The 19,166-nt window shown below is 31.6% G+C and carries 21 protein-coding genes; 14 read left to right on the forward strand and 7 right to left on the reverse strand.

Translation table 11 applies throughout. The features are described 5' to 3' along the window. Positions 1–33: 33 nt before the first annotated feature. A complete protein-coding gene (locus ACAM25_RS00490; protein ID WP_369610403.1) occupies positions 34–756 on the reverse strand; it encodes a DUF973 family protein in 723 nt (240 codons plus the stop codon). Between the two features lie 14 nt (positions 757–770). Next, the gene (locus ACAM25_RS00495) at positions 771–893 is read right to left on the reverse strand and encodes a hypothetical protein (RefSeq protein ID WP_369610404.1); all 123 of its coding nucleotides are present in this window, start codon (positions 891–893) and stop codon (positions 771–773) included. A 524-nt stretch (positions 894–1,417) separates the two neighbouring features. Between ACAM25_RS00495 and ACAM25_RS00500 the strand changes: the two genes are divergently transcribed. After that, a complete protein-coding gene (locus tag ACAM25_RS00500) occupies positions 1,418–2,929 on the forward strand; it encodes a 4-hydroxyphenylacetate 3-hydroxylase family protein (protein WP_369610405.1) in 1,512 nt (503 codons plus the stop codon). Positions 2,930–2,973: 44 nt separating this feature from the next. After that, positions 2,974–4,413 (forward strand): hypothetical protein, encoded by a 1,440-nt coding sequence (locus tag ACAM25_RS00505; RefSeq protein WP_369610406.1) that lies wholly within the window; start codon positions 2,974–2,976, stop codon positions 4,411–4,413. Here ACAM25_RS00505 and ACAM25_RS00510 read toward each other — a convergent pair. Genes ACAM25_RS00510 through ACAM25_RS00520 form a run of 3 tightly spaced genes read right to left on the reverse strand, consistent with a single transcriptional unit; the run spans position 4,391 to position 5,842 of the window. Continuing rightward, a complete protein-coding gene (locus ACAM25_RS00510; protein ID WP_369610407.1) occupies positions 4,391–4,879 on the reverse strand; it encodes a hypothetical protein in 489 nt (162 codons plus the stop codon). The two genes, ACAM25_RS00505 and ACAM25_RS00510, sit on opposite strands and share 23 nt — an antisense overlap. A gap of 5 nt (positions 4,880–4,884) precedes the next feature. After that, complete coding sequence (locus ACAM25_RS00515) at positions 4,885–5,286, reverse strand: hypothetical protein (RefSeq protein ID WP_369610408.1); 402 nt, start codon at positions 5,284–5,286, stop codon at positions 4,885–4,887. Next, positions 5,264–5,842, reverse strand: coding sequence for a hypothetical protein (locus ACAM25_RS00520; protein WP_369610409.1), 579 nt, complete (start codon positions 5,840–5,842; stop codon positions 5,264–5,266). The genes ACAM25_RS00515 and ACAM25_RS00520 overlap by 23 nt, the downstream gene beginning before the upstream one ends. A gap of 191 nt (positions 5,843–6,033) precedes the next feature. Here ACAM25_RS00520 and cbsA point away from each other — a divergent pair, with 191 nt between their 5' ends. From cbsA to ACAM25_RS00570, 10 genes are all read left to right on the forward strand, one after another. Further along, positions 6,034–7,431 (forward strand): cytochrome b558/566 subunit A, encoded by a 1,398-nt coding sequence (gene cbsA, locus ACAM25_RS00525; RefSeq protein ID WP_369611702.1) that lies wholly within the window; start codon positions 6,034–6,036, stop codon positions 7,429–7,431. Next, a complete protein-coding gene (gene cbsB, locus ACAM25_RS00530) occupies positions 7,428–8,366 on the forward strand; it encodes a cytochrome b558/566 subunit B (protein ID WP_369610410.1) in 939 nt (312 codons plus the stop codon). Before cbsA ends, cbsB begins: the two co-directional genes overlap by 4 nt. Before the next feature lie 90 nt (positions 8,367–8,456). Continuing rightward, positions 8,457–9,437 (forward strand): Rieske iron-sulfur protein SoxL2, encoded by a 981-nt coding sequence (soxL2, locus tag ACAM25_RS00535; protein WP_369610411.1) that lies wholly within the window; start codon positions 8,457–8,459, stop codon positions 9,435–9,437. Between the two features lie 133 nt (positions 9,438–9,570). Next, the gene (gene soxC, locus ACAM25_RS00540; protein WP_369610412.1) at positions 9,571–11,058 is read left to right on the forward strand and encodes a proton pump complex cytochrome B SoxC; all 1,488 of its coding nucleotides are present in this window, start codon (positions 9,571–9,573) and stop codon (positions 11,056–11,058) included. Further along, complete coding sequence (locus ACAM25_RS00545) at positions 11,055–11,345, forward strand: antibiotic biosynthesis monooxygenase (protein ID WP_369610413.1); 291 nt, start codon at positions 11,055–11,057, stop codon at positions 11,343–11,345. The genes soxC and ACAM25_RS00545 overlap by 4 nt, the downstream gene beginning before the upstream one ends. A 75-nt stretch (positions 11,346–11,420) precedes the next feature. Continuing rightward, positions 11,421–11,864 carry a hypothetical protein gene (locus tag ACAM25_RS00550; RefSeq protein WP_369610414.1) on the forward strand — a complete coding sequence of 148 codons (444 nt, stop codon included), beginning with the start codon at positions 11,421–11,423 and terminating at the stop codon, positions 11,862–11,864. 30 nt (positions 11,865–11,894) lie between these two features. Continuing rightward, complete coding sequence (locus ACAM25_RS00555; protein WP_369610415.1) at positions 11,895–12,953, forward strand: hypothetical protein; 1,059 nt, start codon at positions 11,895–11,897, stop codon at positions 12,951–12,953. 126 nt (positions 12,954–13,079) lie between these two features. Continuing rightward, the gene (locus ACAM25_RS00560; protein ID WP_369610416.1) at positions 13,080–14,492 is read left to right on the forward strand and encodes an MFS transporter; all 1,413 of its coding nucleotides are present in this window, start codon (positions 13,080–13,082) and stop codon (positions 14,490–14,492) included. A gap of 40 nt (positions 14,493–14,532) precedes the next feature. Further along, positions 14,533–15,441 carry an ABC transporter ATP-binding protein gene (locus tag ACAM25_RS00565; RefSeq protein ID WP_369610417.1) on the forward strand — a complete coding sequence of 303 codons (909 nt, stop codon included), beginning with the start codon at positions 14,533–14,535 and terminating at the stop codon, positions 15,439–15,441. A 30-nt stretch (positions 15,442–15,471) separates the two neighbouring features. Continuing rightward, on the forward strand, positions 15,472–16,071 hold the full coding sequence (locus ACAM25_RS00570; protein WP_369610418.1) for a hypothetical protein: 600 nt from the start codon (positions 15,472–15,474) through the stop codon (positions 16,069–16,071). Here ACAM25_RS00570 and ACAM25_RS00575 read toward each other — a convergent pair. Beyond that, positions 16,063–16,383, reverse strand: a complete 321-nt coding sequence (locus ACAM25_RS00575) for a hypothetical protein (RefSeq protein ID WP_369610419.1) — start codon at positions 16,381–16,383, stop codon at positions 16,063–16,065. The genes ACAM25_RS00570 and ACAM25_RS00575 overlap by 9 nt on opposite strands. A gap of 37 nt (positions 16,384–16,420) precedes the next feature. On the opposite strand from ACAM25_RS00575, the gene ACAM25_RS00580 reads away from it, so the two are divergent. Then, complete coding sequence (locus ACAM25_RS00580) at positions 16,421–16,801, forward strand: hypothetical protein (RefSeq protein ID WP_369610420.1); 381 nt, start codon at positions 16,421–16,423, stop codon at positions 16,799–16,801. After that, positions 16,798–17,511 carry a zinc-ribbon domain-containing protein gene (locus ACAM25_RS00585; protein WP_369610421.1) on the forward strand — a complete coding sequence of 238 codons (714 nt, stop codon included), beginning with the start codon at positions 16,798–16,800 and terminating at the stop codon, positions 17,509–17,511. The genes ACAM25_RS00580 and ACAM25_RS00585 overlap by 4 nt, the downstream gene beginning before the upstream one ends. Here ACAM25_RS00585 and ACAM25_RS00590 read toward each other — a convergent pair. Next, positions 17,497–19,134 carry a hypothetical protein gene (locus tag ACAM25_RS00590; RefSeq protein ID WP_369610422.1) on the reverse strand — a complete coding sequence of 546 codons (1,638 nt, stop codon included), beginning with the start codon at positions 19,132–19,134 and terminating at the stop codon, positions 17,497–17,499. The genes ACAM25_RS00585 and ACAM25_RS00590 overlap by 15 nt on opposite strands. Positions 19,135–19,166: the final 32 nt, after the last annotated feature.

Raw genomic sequence — 19,166 nt, forward strand, 5'->3', positions numbered from 1 at the left:
CTTCTATACGCATACAGATAAAAAACTTTTATGCTATGTGAAGGTCAAATATACTTTTATCATCTGTCCATTACTTAATACCAACGTTACTGTATATATATTTCCCTTTATAAAACCAGATAAGGGAGGAAATTGAATAGTAACATTATTATTTCCTTGATTAAGATTCTGTGGAGTTATACTAGATCCTCCGACTGAAATTGTAGTATTATCTATAGAAGCACTGACTATTTGTAAAGGCATAGAAGCATAGAGAGTAAAATTAGCTTTTCCATCAGCTGTTAAAGTTCCTGTACCTACTTGATAAACTTGGATAATTTGTTGGTACGGAGTCGGTTGAGGACTTGGAGGATAAAATTGCTGAGGAAAGGCTCCTAGTTTTCTGAGCACTTCATCAATGCTTATGTAAGTCAATATCCATCCTATGAAGTTAATTCCAGGTATCATAATAAGTATACCGCCTACCCACATTAAATCTGCCTGATAAAACCTACCTAAATTATAAATTGATAAACCTATTAGAAGGCCAGCTATAAACTCTAAAATTGCGCCTATTGCTATAATTATGCCAGCAAAAAGACCAAGAGCAAATCGTAAAGTAAAAATTGATATTATTGCTAAAATACCGCCAATAAATAGAATAAGATAAGCCCAAGGTAGTAAATTAGCTCCAGTAATACCGTTTCTAACATCTTTTCCAGTCTGTAAAAAATCATTAAATGCATCACGTAATTTAGGTATAGCAAATGCTAACAATAATACAAAAGTTACTATTGTGATTCAGCTGCAATGGTCGACACTATACCAACGAATCCAATAACCTCAGCAATTATAAACCATAAGGAAGCATCTTTTAACTTATTAAGGGCAACTGAATCTGGATTTACTGCCATGTATTGCTATTCATTTTACCTTATAATAAAATTTCTTGAAAGTAGAATGACACACTTATTGCATAGCTTAATTTAGTGAGGTTTGGATCTCATCTCGAATTTAATTCTCAAAACCCTTGGATTTCATAGGAGTCGTGATTACTCAATTATTCTTCTCCATCCCTTTCGCGGAAAACACCGTAAAGAAAACCCGCACATCTTACGCTTTCCCCCACTATTCGAGAATCTACATCTAGGGTGAGATCTTAAAAATGTTGATATAGAGTATTTAAACTTTAACGGAAATAGTTTTCAACGGCGTTAAGTCTTATTGCTTCTAGTAATGATGAGGTGATAATTGTGTCCCTTTATAGAGACTAAAAGATAAAATTTATATGAGCTTAAGGGTTAAAAATTGTAAAAAGATAAAATTTATGACTTTATAACAACAAAAAAAGTCATGGTTTTGATTTACCTAAAATTGTTAAATTCGTAAACTAGAAACATATACTAAAGTTTAAAAACTTTAAATCACATATACTCCTATGGGACTTAGAACTGGAGAACAATACCTCGATTCCATTAAGGTTAGAAATAAAGCGGAAATTTATGTAATGGGAAAAGAAGTCAAAGATGTAACTACTCATCCTTTCTTAAAACCTTCTATTATGGCATTTAAGGCAACTTTTGATGCAGCTTGGGAAGAAGATACTAAAGATTTAGGAAGAGCTTGGAGCCCATTCATAAATGAGGAAATAAATAGGTTTAATCATATCCATAGATCTCCGGAAGACTTAGCTGCTAAAGTTAGATTATTAAGAAAATTGAGCCATAAAACTGGTGCTTGCTTCCAGAGATGTGTAGGTTGGGATGCATTAAATACGTTATGGATTATGACAAATATAATGGCACAAAAAGGTAAAAAAGAATATAAGGATAGATTTGTTGAATATCTCAGTTACGTTCAAAAGAAAGATTTAGCACTTGCTGGAGCGATGACAGATGCAAAAGGAGTAAGAACATTAAAACCTCATCAACAACCTAACAAAAACGCTTATGTTAGAATTGAAGAAGTTACTAAGGATGGAATTTACGTTTCTGGTGCTAAAGCTAACATTACTGGTGTTGCTGCAACAGAAGAAATTGTAGTCTTACCAACTAGAGCGATGGGACCAGAAGATAAAGATTATGCTGTTGCATTTTCAATTCCAACTGATACTGAAGGAATAAAGATCATTGTAGGAAGACAACTGAATGATGCTAGAAGGCTTGAGGGAGGAGATATTGATGCATTACCTTATTTCTATAATCATGAAGGTTTAATAATTTTCGATCACGTATTTGTGCCTATGGAGAGAGTATTCTTAATGGGCGAATATGAGTACACTTCACAATTAGTTGAAGTGTTTTCAGCCTATCATAGACAAGGATATGGTGGATGTAAAGCTGGTTTAGGAGATGTTATAATCGGTGCTTCAATGAATTTGGCTAAGCAATTAGGAGTCGAAAAAGCCTCTCACGTCCAAGAGAAATTGACTGAAATGATATTCTTAACTGAGACAATGTACTCAGCTGGCATCGCTGCTAGCTTAAATGCTGTAAAAGTTTGTGATAATTGTTGGTGGGTAAATCCAATGCACGCTAACGTAACTAAACACTTAGTTGCTAGATTTCCAGCACAAATCTCACAATTATCTATAGACATAGCTGGAGGAATAATAGGAACAGCGCCAAGTGAATGGGATCTAAAGAATCCGAAATTAAAGGAATATATAGCAAAGTATTTACAAGGAGTTGAAGGCTATACTGCTGAAGATAGATTGAGAATGGTTAGACTGCTAGAGAACGTGAGCCTTGGTGTAGCTTTCCAGATAGAGTCAGTTCACGGTGCTGGAAGTCCTGCAGCACAACGTATAATGTTCAGTAGATTATACGACTTAAATTATGCTGAGGAAATAGCTAAAAGGTTAGCTGGTAAGAAGACTGACTTGAAATTTAAGCCTAATGCAGAACCTTGGAGAGACAGCGAAACTGAAAAATTAGCTAAAAGCAAATAGGAATAGTAGTTAATTTTTTTATTTTTCCCATTTTTGTTCTTTTCGTGTTCGTTAGGAAAACTAGTGGGCTATTAAAGGAGTTAAATTCTCTTGATGTTACTTTACTTAATTTATCTTTCATGGGTGCAATTGCTGGCCTTAATTATCCACTTTATGTGGCAATGTCTATTCCTAATGCAAGTTGGATTATAGGAGTATTGTTAGGAGCATTAATGACATTACCCCTCGTAATAAACTATTATCTTATTTCTACAGAATATAGCAGAGCTTCGGCAGATTACGTTTTCGTTTCAAGGAATCTAAATGGCTTTTCTGGAGTTTTAATGGCAATATCGCTTTTTGTGAGCTTTGTTATGGGATTTCCAGTTTTAAGTATGTTAGAGGTTATTTACGTTATAATTCCCGGACTGCAAAGTATAGGATTTGTAATAAATAATCAAAGCCTAATAAATTTTGGATATGCAATACTTAATAGTCCGACATTATTATTTTTGCTCACTATCTTCTTTTCCTCTTTAACATTTTTACTATCTCTCTCAGTAAAAATTTACTTTAAGACAATTAGATACTTAACCTTTGCTGAAATTATCAGTACTGGCTTAATCATATATTCATTGTTCCATTACCACTCAAGTTCAGATCCTTTATATCATATAAATTTTACACAAACTGTAGCATTAAGTCAAATTATGATACTTAGTTACTTTGCCTTTGTAAATGCTCCTGCATATTTTGCTGGAGAAGTTAAAAAACCAAGAAAAGCAATGTTTTATGGTTACATTATAAGCTGGCTACTTAACCTAATTATAAGTATTATAATAGTTTTATCAATAGAGTTCTCTATAGGTAAAATTAATTATCTTAGTATTGAAAGTAAGGGATGGAGTTTTCCAATAATACCAAATAGTTTAATTTCTTTTGCTTCAGTGTCTTTCCCTTACGCTCCTATAGTTTATGTTATTTTTATAACCTCATTAAGTTGGTATATGCTTTATGCATTGCAAAATTTCGTTATGTCTTCAAGGCTTCTCTTTTCTCTTTCATTTGATAGAATATTACCCGCATTCTTTTCTGATGTTTGGAAAGGAACTCCTATTAAGGCCTTAATCTTTTCTTTTGGCCTTTCTTTAATATTTTCGTGGATAGAAGTTTATCAAGGATATTCAATTAGCTTTGCGATTGATGGCGTTTGGTTTATATTATGGAGTTATCTTTTAGTAAGCATAGCATCAATAAAGAAGTATAAGATAATTGGCATATTATCAACAATCTCAATGTTCTTTACAGTCTTCTTTACCTTATATTATGGATTTATAAACAGCTCTTTTGGAAATTTAATATTTCAAGGTAATACAACATTTGACATATTTACAATTATTTTACCACCAATTACAGCAATTATAATCTATTCAATAGTTAAAAAATACAGAGAAAGAGAAGGTATTGATATTTCGAAAATATTTAAAGAAATACCACCAGAATAAGCAATGAACCTAACACATAAAGAATATCAGCAACAATTTCTAAGTAAAAACTGCTTATAACTCCAACAAGAAATATTATAGCAACAATTTTTAGTATATCTCTCTTAAATGTTGAGGATAATCTATAATTTCCCAAAACTAATGCAGTTAAAATCCCAATGTCCACAAATAGTGCACCAACAAGTACCAGAGTTAATCCTAATAGGTGAACTACTAAAATATACGATACCGGAATCCCCACAATTATGCCTAAATATCCTAAGATCATCAAATATGCACCAGCATAAGGTATTCTAAACTCTTGCCTTGAGATTAAAGCCTTAAATTCCTTTCGTAAAAAGAAAGATGCTGTAAACCCAAATACAAATGCTATTATTGATATAATAATTTCATTAAAGTAAAAATCAAGAAGAGAAAGAATTCCATAAATAGTGTAAAAAACTGAAAAATATTTAAGAGACCGCATAAAAATTACCTGGAACAAACTCTCATAAAGCAATAAAGGTATCCAACTAACATCGAAGTCAATGCTAAAGATACCTCAAATCCATAAAGCATAACTCTCGTAAAATCATCGTTAGTTGTTAGTAAATATCCTAAACCAGACAAACCAGCTATTACAATTGAAGTTAAATTACTTAAAGCAATGAATTTTGGAAATAGTAATCCAGTCCTATAAGCTAATATATATAGATAAAGTGCAAGCCCACCAGTAACGACTGCAAAAATTAAATGCATGATAAGTACTTCTTCTGACATATTAGTCTTTAAGTCACCATTATCTATTAATGCTCTTGTTAAACCAAGAGAGAATGTGATAAATAGTATTACAATGCTAAATATTGAGTATTTATAAACTTGTTGAGGATTCATTTTCTTTAACCACCTCTTCTTCGCAACATATTTTATCTCCAAAAGGTATTTCTCCAAGCTTTAATCTTAATGCTAATGAGGATTCTAAAAGTGCAGATTGTATATTTTCTAATAATTTATACCATGCTAGATTAGGACTATCATCCCTAATCTTAATTCCTAGTTCATAGGCAATCTGCTTTAATGAAGGAATGCAATTATTCAAAACAGAACAATTTCCACAAGTATAAGTTGAATTATAATAATCAAAGTATATGATTTGTTTCTTATTTGTTATATACATAATTCCTTCTTTAAGAGATACTGATTTTCCATTTATAGAATAAGGAATCACTGCTTTAAAGGAAATAGCATTATCTAAAAGCAATCCCATTTTTCTTAATTTATCTACTATAAAATAAAAATAACTTTTACTAATTTCTTCTCCTCTTTTATCACTACTTAAAACTCTTATATACACTTCATCCCTTAACTTTGCAAAGTTGTCTTCTCTGAGTAATATTATATCGTTAGAAATTATAGGCCTAGTAACATTAACAACTCTAAGCAAACACATATAATGAATTATCCTTTTACATGTTTATATTCCTAAAATTAATAAAAAACCACCTTAACGATTAACAATGTTAAACATTTTTGGAATAAAGTTAAATATTTAAATCACTTTGAGAATAAAAGTAAATTAAGATAATGAGTCCAACGCTTAATGTTTATCAGTTGAATAGTAAAACTAATTATTGTGATAAAATGAGTATAAAGCCTTCTCCTAAGTTAACATTAGGTGTAATTTTAGCTATTTTACTATTAGGAGTATTGTTAGCAGTAACAAATACACCAATGGCACAAACATCACCACAAATACCAGTCTATAAAGTAGTAGGAACAGCAGACATTTCTAATCCTGGCTCAGCATCTTATTGGCAAAAAATACCATGGATAAACATATCATTAACAGCTAACATTCCTCAAGCTCCAACTTCTGGTTTAACTCACTACATTCTAGTAAAAGCTGCTTGGAACGGAAGCTGGATATTTGTCCTTGTTAGATGGTATGCTCCTAACCCAGCATTTGGTGCATGGTCTGCTGCTGCTGGAGCATTATACCCACCAGCCTCTGGTCCCGGGCTATTTAGACAAATAATTCTAACACCCGGTACAACATACACTATTGAAAAGAATTATACTAACTATGTCTCAATTATTAATGGTAAGACTGTACAAGGAAGACTTGTACTTAATTATTCTGGAATATTACTTCCTACTCCTAATGGAACACAAATAACTGTCTTATCTAACGGTTCAATTATACTATGGCACTCATTAAGACCAATGGAAGATTTACTTTATAGTGATGGTATGTTTTATGGATATTATACTAACTCAACTTGGTACTATCCAGATAGAGTAGCAATGATGTGGTATATGGGTAGTGTTGTTCCACCAAGTAAAGATGGAATGAATATAGGTGGTAAATACCCTGGACAAGTTTTTGATGGAGTCACTTTTAAAGATGCTGGTGGTTCATTAGCTCAACCAGGCGGTGCAGCTAATATTTGGATGTGGGTATCTGGTGCTACTTGGAATAACTCTACATATGATCCCGCATTCAAAGTAAACTTATGGCAAAACAAATCATTAACCGGATTACCTTATGTAGACCCCGGAAATCATGGATTTGCTGTACCACTATACACAAATAACACTAACATGTATGAGGTAGACTGTGCTGGAATATGGTATACCCCAGTTGCTTCTAGTGGATTAAATGGCTCATTATTCTTCATATGGACTGGGGCTACATATAGCAATGGTTATTGGACAGTGGAATATGCAAGACCTTTAGCTGTTCCACCTAACTATGCAAAATGGATGCCTAACATAAGTGTAGGAAACACTTATTATGTAGCCTTTGCAGTATGGCAAGGAAAATTAGGTGAAACTCTATTTGATAAATCAATAACATCTTCATTCTTAACATTGCAATTAGTCACTTCACCACCACCTACTACTACAACAACAACTACCAGCGTTTCTACAAGCACATCTTCTCCCTCTATTCCTTCGACAACAGTTGATGTTACTGTAGCTGGAGCAGTTATAGCTGTATTAGCACTTGTTATACTATATGTGGTGTATAGAAGATGAGCATATTTTCGTCCTTAGAAAAAGACATTAAATATTTTTTTATAATTTTAGGTGTTTCCTCATTCTTTCAATTTATGTTTTCTGAAGCCTTTATATTTCCTTCAGCCTTACCAATAAAAATACCAGCTGAATCAATCTTATTAAGAATAGGAGATATCTCATTTTACATATTTTTTATTTCTCTAATAGTTATTTCGCTAATCCTATCTAGCAAGATAAGGGCTCTTCTTCCACTATCTCTAATCCTTATAATTTCACCATTTTTAGCTATATTTGAGGTTAATTATCAAATATATTATGGTATTGAAATTTTCATTATAGTTATCTCATTTGCTGTAATCATAGAAACTATTCTTAAAAGTAGCTTAAGATCAATATTATTAATTCCTTCAGCCATCCTAGTTATTATTGGCCTTATTGCGTCATTCCTTATTGATTTCTTGCATACTTCTTTATTCATTAGCTACTTAAACATTTTCATTATTTCATCTATATTTTTCCTAATTTACGCAATCTTATGGGGGAAAATAATCAGCAAAAGAAGTATTATTGCATATATAGTTGGAATAATAAGTATGTATCCCTTTATAATGTTCGCTCATGAGATTAGTACTAATCGTTATGTTGAGATGCTAATGGAAATGATACTTCCATCTGCTTTAGGAATAACAATTTACAACCCTACTCACATTTTGTATTTAACTTATACTCTATCAATTATTGCCCTTTCAATAATTTCAATTATTATTAAGGGAAATGGTGCAGCTGGGATAGGATATTTTCTTATAATAACTACTGTATTTTTTGGGACATATGGATATCTTTTACTATTTTATATGATGGTACCCACTATAGGATATGTTATAATGAACTATAATGAAATGAAAGAGAAAAGAATAATTGACTATTTCTCAAAAGTTATTCAAAAATCTTAAATTGATGTAAAAATTTAGATTTTTTAAGATTAATTAGTCCAACGGGCAAAGATTATATGCTTCATAACATAAATTATTCTTTGTGATATCATGATAAAAATAAGGCTTGGTGACAAAGAAGAGAAAAGTATACTAAGTTATTCTGACTTAGTCTTTATTAAGAGACTTTTAGCAAAGATGAGAGATCCAAAAACTAAGTTTGATTCTAGAGAGTTTGTAAATAAAGGAGAAGACTACTTATTTAATTATGTAAATAAAAATGTCGGAAGTGTTGATGAGAAAAGAAGGAAGTTTCTAAAAGGATTAATTTTTGGAATAGCAGCTGCAACAATCGCTGGCATCATACCAGGGGTTGAAGTAATTGTCCCGCCTACTATTACAGCAGTATCTGGTTTTCCAAAATCTCTTTTAGTTGATTCTTCCGGAAATCCAATAAAAGCATCCGAATTACCAGTTAATAGTCCTTATATACTAATCTTTGAATACCCAATGACTGGAGAACCAAACTTCCTTCTTAACCTTGGAGATTCTTCTGGCAAGCCAGTTGAAATCCCTCCAACCAAAGTTACAGTACCCCAAACTGGAGATACATATGATTTTCCAGGAGGGGTTGGTCCAAATAAGTCAATAGTTGCTTATAGTGCAATTTGCCAACACTTAGGTTGTACTCCACCATATATTCACTTTTATCCACCACAATATGTTAGTCCTTCACAATTAACGGCCCCAGAACCTGACCAATTAACAGCCCAGGCATTATTAGCTGCTAAGCAAGCAAAAGCTCCAGCTATAATTCACTGTGATTGCCATGGTTCAACCTACGATCCTTATCGTGGTGCTGCTGTATTAACTGGACCAACACAAAGACCTCTACCCACTGTAGTTTTAGAATGGGACTCTAGTACTGATTACTTATATGCTATTGGCTCAGTAGGTGTGGCAGTATATCCTAATGGAGCTAATGGTGTTCCTTCTCAGAATCCAAAAGACGATTTAGATAGTAGTTTTGGATCCCCTGTAGGAGACAAAACTACAGTTAAGCAAACTGAAAATCCGTTCAGTGGAAGCTAATCTTCTTTTTTCCTAATTATAACATATTTTTCCTAATTTATTATAATTATTGACTAAAATTCTTTATGTCATATTGTTCTTAAAAATCAGTCCAACGTTAAATCCTTTTTTAATATCTAACTAATTTTATTATATGAGTGATAGAGTATCAAATTGGTTCAAAGAGAGATTAGGATTAGATGATTTACCATTTTTCAGAACACCAGACTATATGTATAAAGTGAATTTCTGGCTAGGAGCATTAGTAGCGTCAGCATTTATTTATACAGTAATATCTGGATTAATACTACTTCTTTACTATAACCCAGACGAAGGATATCAATCTACGCAATTTATTATCCAACATGTCCCTTATGGTTCAGTAGTACTTTATAGCCATTTATATGGAGCATATGCAATGATCATATTAGCTTATGTGCATATGTTTAGGAATTATTTTGCTGGAGCCTATAAGAGACCTAGAGAATTATTATGGATAATTGGAGTTCTTATGTTAGTATTAACTTTAGGTACTGCATTTTTAGGTTACAGCTTAATTGGCGATGCTTTAGCGACTAGCGCAGTAGATGTAGGAGCTGGTATAGTATCTTCAGTTCCCGGATTATCTAGTTTTGTCCCTATACTGTTTGGAAACTATGATGCTGGCCAATATGAAAGAGTATTAGCATTACATATAATATTTGCAGCATTAATTGGAGTATTATTCGTATTTCATTTCTTCTTAGCTGAACATTACGGAATGATGCCATCAAGAAAAGAAAAGTCAAAAGCTCCAGCTGTCTATACAAAAGAAGAATGGATGAAATTTAACCCATGGTGGCCGAGAAACTTTGTTTACATGATATCTTTAGTTTTCTTAACATGGGGTTTCATATTAGTGATTCCAAACGCACTTGCATATTTAAGTGGATTACCTCAACAACTTAATCCATTTTTAAATCCAAAACCAGCACCACCACCAAATTCACCAGCCGCAGCCCATATAACAACCTATCCTCCATGGTTCTTCTTATTCCTATACAAAATGGCTGACTTTACTTCTAATGTAACAGTATTTTTACTGTTTAGTAGCATTATACCATTAGTTTATCTAATCTTAGTTCCATTCTTAGACAGAAGCCCAGAACTTCACCCACTTAAGAGAAAAGTATTTACTGGTATTGGAATACTAATGATTACGTATTTAATACAAAATACTATATGGGGAGATCTAACTCCTGGCGTACCAATACCATTTAAACAGCAAGTTATTGCATTTTTACCACCAGCTGTGATAGTAGCTATAGGAATGTACTTACTCCCATCTCCTAAAGAAGGATCAAACAACAACACATCTACTCAAGTAACACAGCAAACAAATATTACCAAGATGATTAATAACTTTCCAAGCTTGCCTATAAAGGCTCTAGGAAAAGTAGAAGTTTCTATGGAGAGAAAGAAGACTCTTGCCGAAATCCTCATATCTATATTATTCATAATGGCTGTTATATTAACTGCACAGATATGGACAATTCCATCAACTGGTCCAGCATCTAATTTATTCGGTATTGATTTAGGATTAATATTTATTATGCTGGGAGAAGCAATATCATTATATCACTACGTGGTGTATAAGAAATGATAAGCGTAGGGTTTTACTATAAAATTAAAAAAGGACATGAAGAAGAATTTGAGAAAAAATTTAATGAGGTAGCTCAATATCTATCCAAATTCCCTGGATTTAAAGGAGCAAGGCTATATAAAAGCGTAGATGATCCATCAGAATATTTAGTATATAGTGAATGGGAGGATTTAGACTCTTATAGAAAATTCATAACCAGCATGGCTTACAAAGAAACTGTAGAATATGGTAAGACAATAATTGAAGGTAGACCCACTCATAAGGTATTTCAACAAGTTAATTCATAATTTTTTAAAATATTATTTTTTTGTTAATATTGGCAAAGTTTTTAAGTTCATAATACAATGTATTTTTGAAGATATATGAAAATAACCATTGGGGAAATAATAGGCATATTGTTAATTTTAGCAGGACTATCACTAGGATTCCTGTCAGCAACACCAGTGACATCAAGTCACTTAACATTAATTTCACCTTCAACAATCTCAAAATACTTGGGAAACTCATGGAGTGTAAACTATGAATACGTAGGATCTGGATATTATTCTAAGATACCTTTATTACAACAGTATAAGAACTCTCAAGTTGTTTATGAGAACTTAACTGATTCATTAGGAGATCAATTAATTATATTATATGTTTATCCTTATCATGGTTCAAGTACCATTTACACTAATGGTTTTACTGTATTATATACGATAAATAAAGGCAACGCTTATGTTATGATAAGTTATATTGGTAACTCCACTGAAGTTTCGTTATCTCAAATAGAAAGTTTAGGCAATTATATTCTAAGTACTGAATAATTTTTTATTAGCAAAAGTAGAAAGAATAATATGGTAAATTATTTTCCTTATCTTTTAAATTATTTGTCAACCCAAGAAAATTTCCCATTAGATGCCGTAATACCAGAACTGAAACCATTATACTCTTTTGCGAATGCATATAAATATGCTTGCTTAGGAAACTTACAACAATCAGCATTCTTTCTTCAAGGAGCTAAAGATTCACCATTCATTAATCCATATTCATTAAAACAACATAAACTTACAAATCCATCTTGTTATGATAATCTTTTCTTATCAGTAAACAACTATTTCTTTCCTTCGGATATAGCAAAACACGCTTTAAATGCTATTATCTTAGAAACTAAAAACTACATTAATCCAGACTCCAATTTTGTCGAAAATGGAAATAAATTAGCTAGGGAAGAAATAGATAAGGCATTGTCTTTCAACCCTAACCCCGTCTACAAATTTTATAAGGCTTTCATCTCAAGAGATTTTGATAATAATCATTATCAACTTATAAAAGAATATTATAAACATATAGAAAACAATTTCCTTAGTTATTATCAACCACTTTTTGATTTAACGTTTTATCATTTATCATTTCTAAACATTAGTGATGTTTCCTCAACAATGGTAGCACTCGTATCAAATTTCATAGCTTATAACGAGATAGATTTACTATCTGAAGGAGTAAGTAAGATTTCTTCTCATTTACCTCTGAATCCCTTAGCTTTTACTGACTTATACTTCGCTTCAAGAGATTTAGCTAAACTTATTGAGATAATTTCAACTTCCTACTCATTTACGTTAGAGCAAAGCGATCATGCAACTTCAAAATCTATTCCCTCAATTTTAAAAGCTGAAAAGGAATTAGAAAAACATGGAAGACAAAGACAAACAATTGCATTAAGAATTATGCTGAAATATATTAAAGATAGAAATACGGAAGAATTTTACAAAGAGTATTATATTATGAGACAAATACATGATGTAGCATTTAAGGACTATCTTTATTATTTATACAAGGGTAGTAGAAGAGAAATACAGAAAGAATTATGCAAATTAGAAAAAGAAGAACTTGCTGAACTTTGCAACTTTACTTGATAATCAATTATTAATCCGTGGAATTATTAAAATCTTTTAACATACTTAATCCTCTAAATTATCATTACAAATTCTAAAACTATTATAAGGTAAATTTTTTAGGTTCCGAACTAACTACACTCCGCAATGAATACTAAATTAGTATTACTTGTTTTATCTTTAGGTACTTTGATGGCAGCAGTCGACACAACAATAGTACTTTTAGCGTTACCAACTATTACAATTGATTTAAACACAAACTTACTTACTTCCATATGGGTACTATTAGCTTACTTACTTGTTCTAGCAATATTAACAACACAAACTGGAAGAATAGGAGATATATTTGGAAGAAGTAAAATTTACAACCTTGGTTTCATAATTTTTACCGTAGCTTCAGCTTTAGCTGGAGCCTCTACGAACATTTATGAATTAGAAGGATTTAGAGTATTGCAAGCTATTGGTGGTGCAATGCTTACAGCAAATAGTAATGCAATAATTGCTGATGTTTTTCCTCCTCAAGAGAGAGGCAGAGCTTATGGTATAACCTCATTAGGCTGGAATATAGGAGCACTTTTAGGAATAGTTTTAGGAGGAATTTTAACTACATTCTTTGGATGGAGATTTATATTTTACATTAACGTCCCCATAGGAATAGTTGCAGTAATAATTGGGTTAAAGAACATTAAAGATGTAAACAAAGTGAAATCTTCTTTAGATATCTCTGGAGCAGTCATTCTAGGTATATCATTAACCCTCATTTCCCTATCCGTAATGTTTATAGCAGCAAATGGGTATTCTATGGAATATCTAATAGAACTTATTATCGGCTTACTTCTAATTCCCGTCTTTATATTTAATGAAATGAAAGTGAAAATGCCAATGATAAACGTGTCAGTATTTAAAATAAGACTCCTTTCATTTTCATTAATTTCTAGCTTCCTCCAAGGAGTAGGTGCATTAGCTTTAACTTTTTTACTAATAATGTATTTACAAGGCGTAAGAGGACTATCACCTTTAGATTCTTCCCTTTTACTAACTCCAAGTTACATAATTGCAAGCATTTTAGCACCAATAATGGGAAAAAGAGCTGACAGAACTTCTCCAAGTTTAGTAGCTGGAATAGGATTAATCTTTATCTTTATCTCACTCTTACTCTATTATTTCCTTTTAACGCCAAATATGCCCTTATATGATATTCTTTGGATATCAGCAATTACTGGCATAGGTTCAGCAATGTTCTGGCCTTCTAATGCTGCTGCAATTATGTATTATGCTCCTAAACAATATTACGGTGCCGTATCTGGTGTTTCTAGAACTTTGGGAAGTATTGGTACTGTATTGAGTTATGTAATGAGTATTTCCGTATCCACCTTAGTTATTCCTAGATATGTAGCGTTTGAAATACTTTTAGGTACTAATGCTTTAGATCCTAAGACTGGTGCAGACTTTGTTAATGGATTACACTTTGCTTTCTTAATTTCAGCAGTCATAATAATAATAGCTTCTGTATTCTCTCTTGCTAGTGGAATAAGTAAGACAAAAACAAAAACAAACTAATTTCGAAAAAACTTTTATACTTACTCTTGTATTTACTATTATGATTACAGTTAATAATCTTTATAAAAACTATGGAAAATTTCCGGCACTAAAAGGAATATCCTTTGAGGTTAACAATGGTGAAATTGTAGGTTTTGTCGGATTAAATGGGGCTGGGAAAAGCACTACTATTAAGATCTCTGCTGGTGTAATTTTACCTACTAAGGGTGATGTTGAAATTGATGGTTATAGTGTTACTAAAGATAAGAAAAAAGCAGTAAGAAATGTGGGATGGGTACCAGAATTACCAATTTTCGAACCTAACGTTAAAGCATTAGATTATTTTGTTTACCTCTCAGGATATTACGGAATCTCAACATCCGAAGCAAGAAGTATTGGTAAGAAACTATTTGCTGAACTTGGTTTATCCGGATGGGAAAATACAAAACTAGATAATTTTTCTCAAGGAATGAAGAAAAGATTCGCATTAGCTGTTTCCTTAGTGTCAAACCCTAATAACTTTTTATTTGATGAAGTATTAAATGGACTAGATCCCCAAGGAATACAATTTTTCAAGGAATTAGCATTAAGACTTAAAAAAGATGGAAGAGCCATTCTATTTTCCTCTCATATACTTTCTGAGGTAGAAAATTTGGCTGATAAAGTTGTTTTTATTCATAAAGGTAAAATAATAGGCATTAAGAAAATAGAAGATTTAAGGAAACTAGTTACAAGAAAAGTTATTAAAGTTGTTGTTAACGACCCTAATAGTGCATTAAAAGTTTGTGAAAAATACGGAAAACCTACCCTGATAAACGGTGAAATATTCATAAATGACTTTGAGGGAGACATACCTTCGTTAGCAGTTGACTTAAAACCTTATGGGGTCGTGGAGATAGGTTATCTTAGAGAGAACCTTGAAAACGTATTCTTTCAACTTATTTCTGAATATGAAAAGACTTATCAATAATTTAATTAGTATTGGTACATTATTACATATATGAACGCTGTTAGTGCTATTGAAGAACTATTCTCCAACTATAAACTAATTATTTTAACTTTAATAGTTGCTATAATAGGGGGAGTAATTACTGGGATAATTTCGCTAATTTTTGGTTTTAGCTTATCGGTTTCTTCTATACTTGGACTATATTCACCTTTTAGTTTTATTGAAAGACTTATAATCCTACTAATAGTTGGTATATTTTATATGTTAGCATTAGCTATTTCAGTATATGCTTATAAAAGGAGATGGGATATATCCATGGCTTTTTCAAACTTATCAATCTATTTATCAGATGTTATAATCGCAGGCATAGCAATTGGCTTAGTAATGTTCATTTTCTCTTTCATACCAATAATAGGTACACTGATTGAAGCATTTGTTTTCATGGGCTTATCATTAAGCTTTTCTATTTCAGAAAGAGGAAGAAAAATTGTTGATTCGATGGAAGACGGATTTTCATCAGTATCAAGAATTCTATCTAAAGATCCTTTATCCCTTCTGATTTTATATATTGCCTCAATACTTTCTCTTATACCTATACTTAATATTATTACAATACCATATGTTGCTATTTTATCTACAATGTTAACTTGATCCTATTATTTTTAAGATTCTTTCATAAAGATCCTTATTTTTACTCTTTACAATCTCTTCATTAATTTTCCTTATAGCATTAATTATTTCGGTTGGATTTGAAAGCTCATGTTTGCCTAAGGGAGATTCAACATAAGCTTTACCGTTCTTTATTACAATCTGAATCTTACCTAGTTGGCTTCCTATTGCAACCTCATAACTTATCTCTTCTGCAATTCTTAACTCATCTTGATTAACATTAACAACAATCCAGCTACCTTGGTAACAAAAACCTACTCCGTCTTTCCTAACCTCAACTCTTCCGAATGACATAGTTTAATATATTTTCCCAAAGTTTAAATATTTATCAATGACAAAATCAATAATCAAAACTAATGATAAAATTCTAATAGAGGTTAATAAAAGAGGTATAAATGCCATTTTGGTTAATGGAGAAATTAAGATTGGTGAATATGATGGAGTAGATTTTAAAGAAAAAGAAATGAAACATGAGGAATTTGTAAAAGAGATCGTAATGAAAGTTAAAGATCTTATGCAATCTTGTAACTTCGTTCTTTCAATAGTTATGTCAGACATGTTTTATGTGAAGTTTCTTTATGACAACAAGGAAATTATTGCATTTATCTCAGAAGATGGAGAAGTTACATACAATACAGAGATTAACATACCAGATGAGATTAAAGTTAAATTATATGATTGTGTAAAGGGATTTAAGGATATATTTCTATGAAAGTATGTCCTAGATGCGGATACGAAAACCCAGATAATACAGAGTTTTGTCTTAAATGTTATTATCCTTTATTTGTTCAATCTGTTCCTTCTAATAAAACTAATACAAATAATAAAAAGATATGTCCTAGATGCGGACACGAAAACCCACCAGATGCTCTGTTCTGTGAAAAGTGCCATTATCCACTATTCCAAATCAGAGAAACAAGTATAGAAGAGCCCGTAATGGAAAAGTTAAAGAAGGAAGAGTTAAAAATAACAGTCTTTAATTATCTTTTGATTTCTTCAATATTTTATATAATTAGCATGTTAGGTTTTTCATTTTTCCCTCATTATATGAGTATAGTTAATTTAATTTCAACAATATTCTTATCTTTATCAATACATGATAGTAAAGTAAAATGGTACTATTACCTTGTAAACTTATCCCCCTTAGGAATATTTTTACTTAGTATAAATCCTATGGTAGGTTATTTTATTTTCTCGTTAGGAGGAGTTATAATAAGCGATTATATAAGAGTTCTTTACGTCCTAGAAAAAGATGAAATCTTTAGAATTGCTGGATTAATTTTAATTATTGGTTATATTGGAGGCTTACTCTTCATTATTCTATATGATATGATAATACCAGGATTCTTAGTTTTAATAATGGAAAGCATAAGAAGAATTAGAGAAGGTAAGAAGAAAAAAGAAATCTCACTTCCTTCTTAATACCAAAACTAATCCTACTATTATTAAGACTATAGCGATTCCTACACCTATGTATAATATATTATTGGATGAGGGAGATGATGTAGGTGTTGGAGATACTAATGGTGATGGCGTAGCGGTTGATGTAGATACTGAAGAAGATGAGGAAGTTGAAGTCTGAGTTGTTGAAGTAGATTGAACTTGTGCATTATTATAAACTACATAGTAAGTAGTTGAAGGGTCATCGAATACTTCAATTTTACCGTTACTCACGAAGTAGTTAGAGGAATTTAATTGAATAAATTGCCCATTAACTACTTTATACACTGTAACTGCTGAAGTGTTAATCATTAGGCTTACGTTAAAGAGAATATATTGTGATGATGTATTAATAATTACTTCTTGAGCTTTATAGACTTTTCCACTTATGCTAGCTGTAGTGTTAATTACTGCACTAGGTTTAACTAAAGTAACATTTGCAGTTTCATTTGAATGCGTTACTACTATAAATTTAGAAGTAGTATTTAGAGAGACTAAAACTAATACAGCAGTTTCATGATGTACACTAACTATATGAGTAAAGTTCACATAGGCAGTTGAAGATACGTTTCCCTCACTATTAGCTGTTATTATTACTTCATTTCCGTTTAAGTATGTTTCTCCTACAAATTCTGCATGAACAGGTTTAACTCCTTGAACCTCAACAATTTTTATTTCTGAAAACTCAACATTTCTTTCATGATGAATAGCTAAAAATCCGAAAGACCCTGATCCATTAACGTTTACAAGATGTACATATCCTAAGACTGTACCATTAGTACCATAAAATTCAATAGTTTCCTCACTTATGCTTAATTTTCCTCCACCCATTATACCTTGATTTACTCCTACTCCTAGACCTTTCCAAACCAATGCTGGAGTTAATGTGCCATTAAAATATGCTACTGTAACTATGTATCCAGATTCATTATTCCATGAAGTTCCATTATAATTTACACTCATAAACAGTGGCGAATATCTCTTTGGAATTTGAGTTTGGATTGAAATTTGGCCACTTGATGTTGAAGATATTGATGCAGTATAACTCATTAAACTTAAAGTAATATCCTTTGTTATACTAGAATTCTCTTTTATGCTCAGTGTCACATTTGAAATTGATGTACCATTAGCAAATTGTAAAGTTACAATTCCAGTTCCGTTAATATAAGCTAAAGCATTTATTGTAGAGTTTGCTTCAGCAAGTCCAGCCCATACTAACTGAGCTTGACCAGCACTATATACTATAACTCTTATTAAGTTTGGAATTGTAGTCATTACACTTATTGTATTATTTGTATTTGCAGTAACCTTTACTTCTCCGGAATATGTCTTTAGGCTTCCGAAAGTTAATAGGTACGTAGTTCTATTATATGTTGCATGTAAAGCTTGATTATTTCCAATAATAGTATTATTATATACTAGCGATGAAACCGTATAATATACTACACTAGAGTTAAATAACATCCCTTTAATTCCGCCAGTTGCATAAACACTATCATACCTTGAATAGTAAATATGAATCGTTGGAGTACTTGCTGTTGCTAAAGATATGAATGAAAAAATTGGTAAAATTATTGCTATTAAGAGAAATATTCCCTTTTTCATCAAACTTATCAACTCGTTTCAACTATATAAGT

Source organism: Sulfurisphaera javensis (genome assembly GCF_041154675.1).
Classification (GTDB): Archaea; Thermoproteota; Thermoprotei_A; order Sulfolobales; family Sulfolobaceae; genus Sulfurisphaera; species Sulfurisphaera javensis.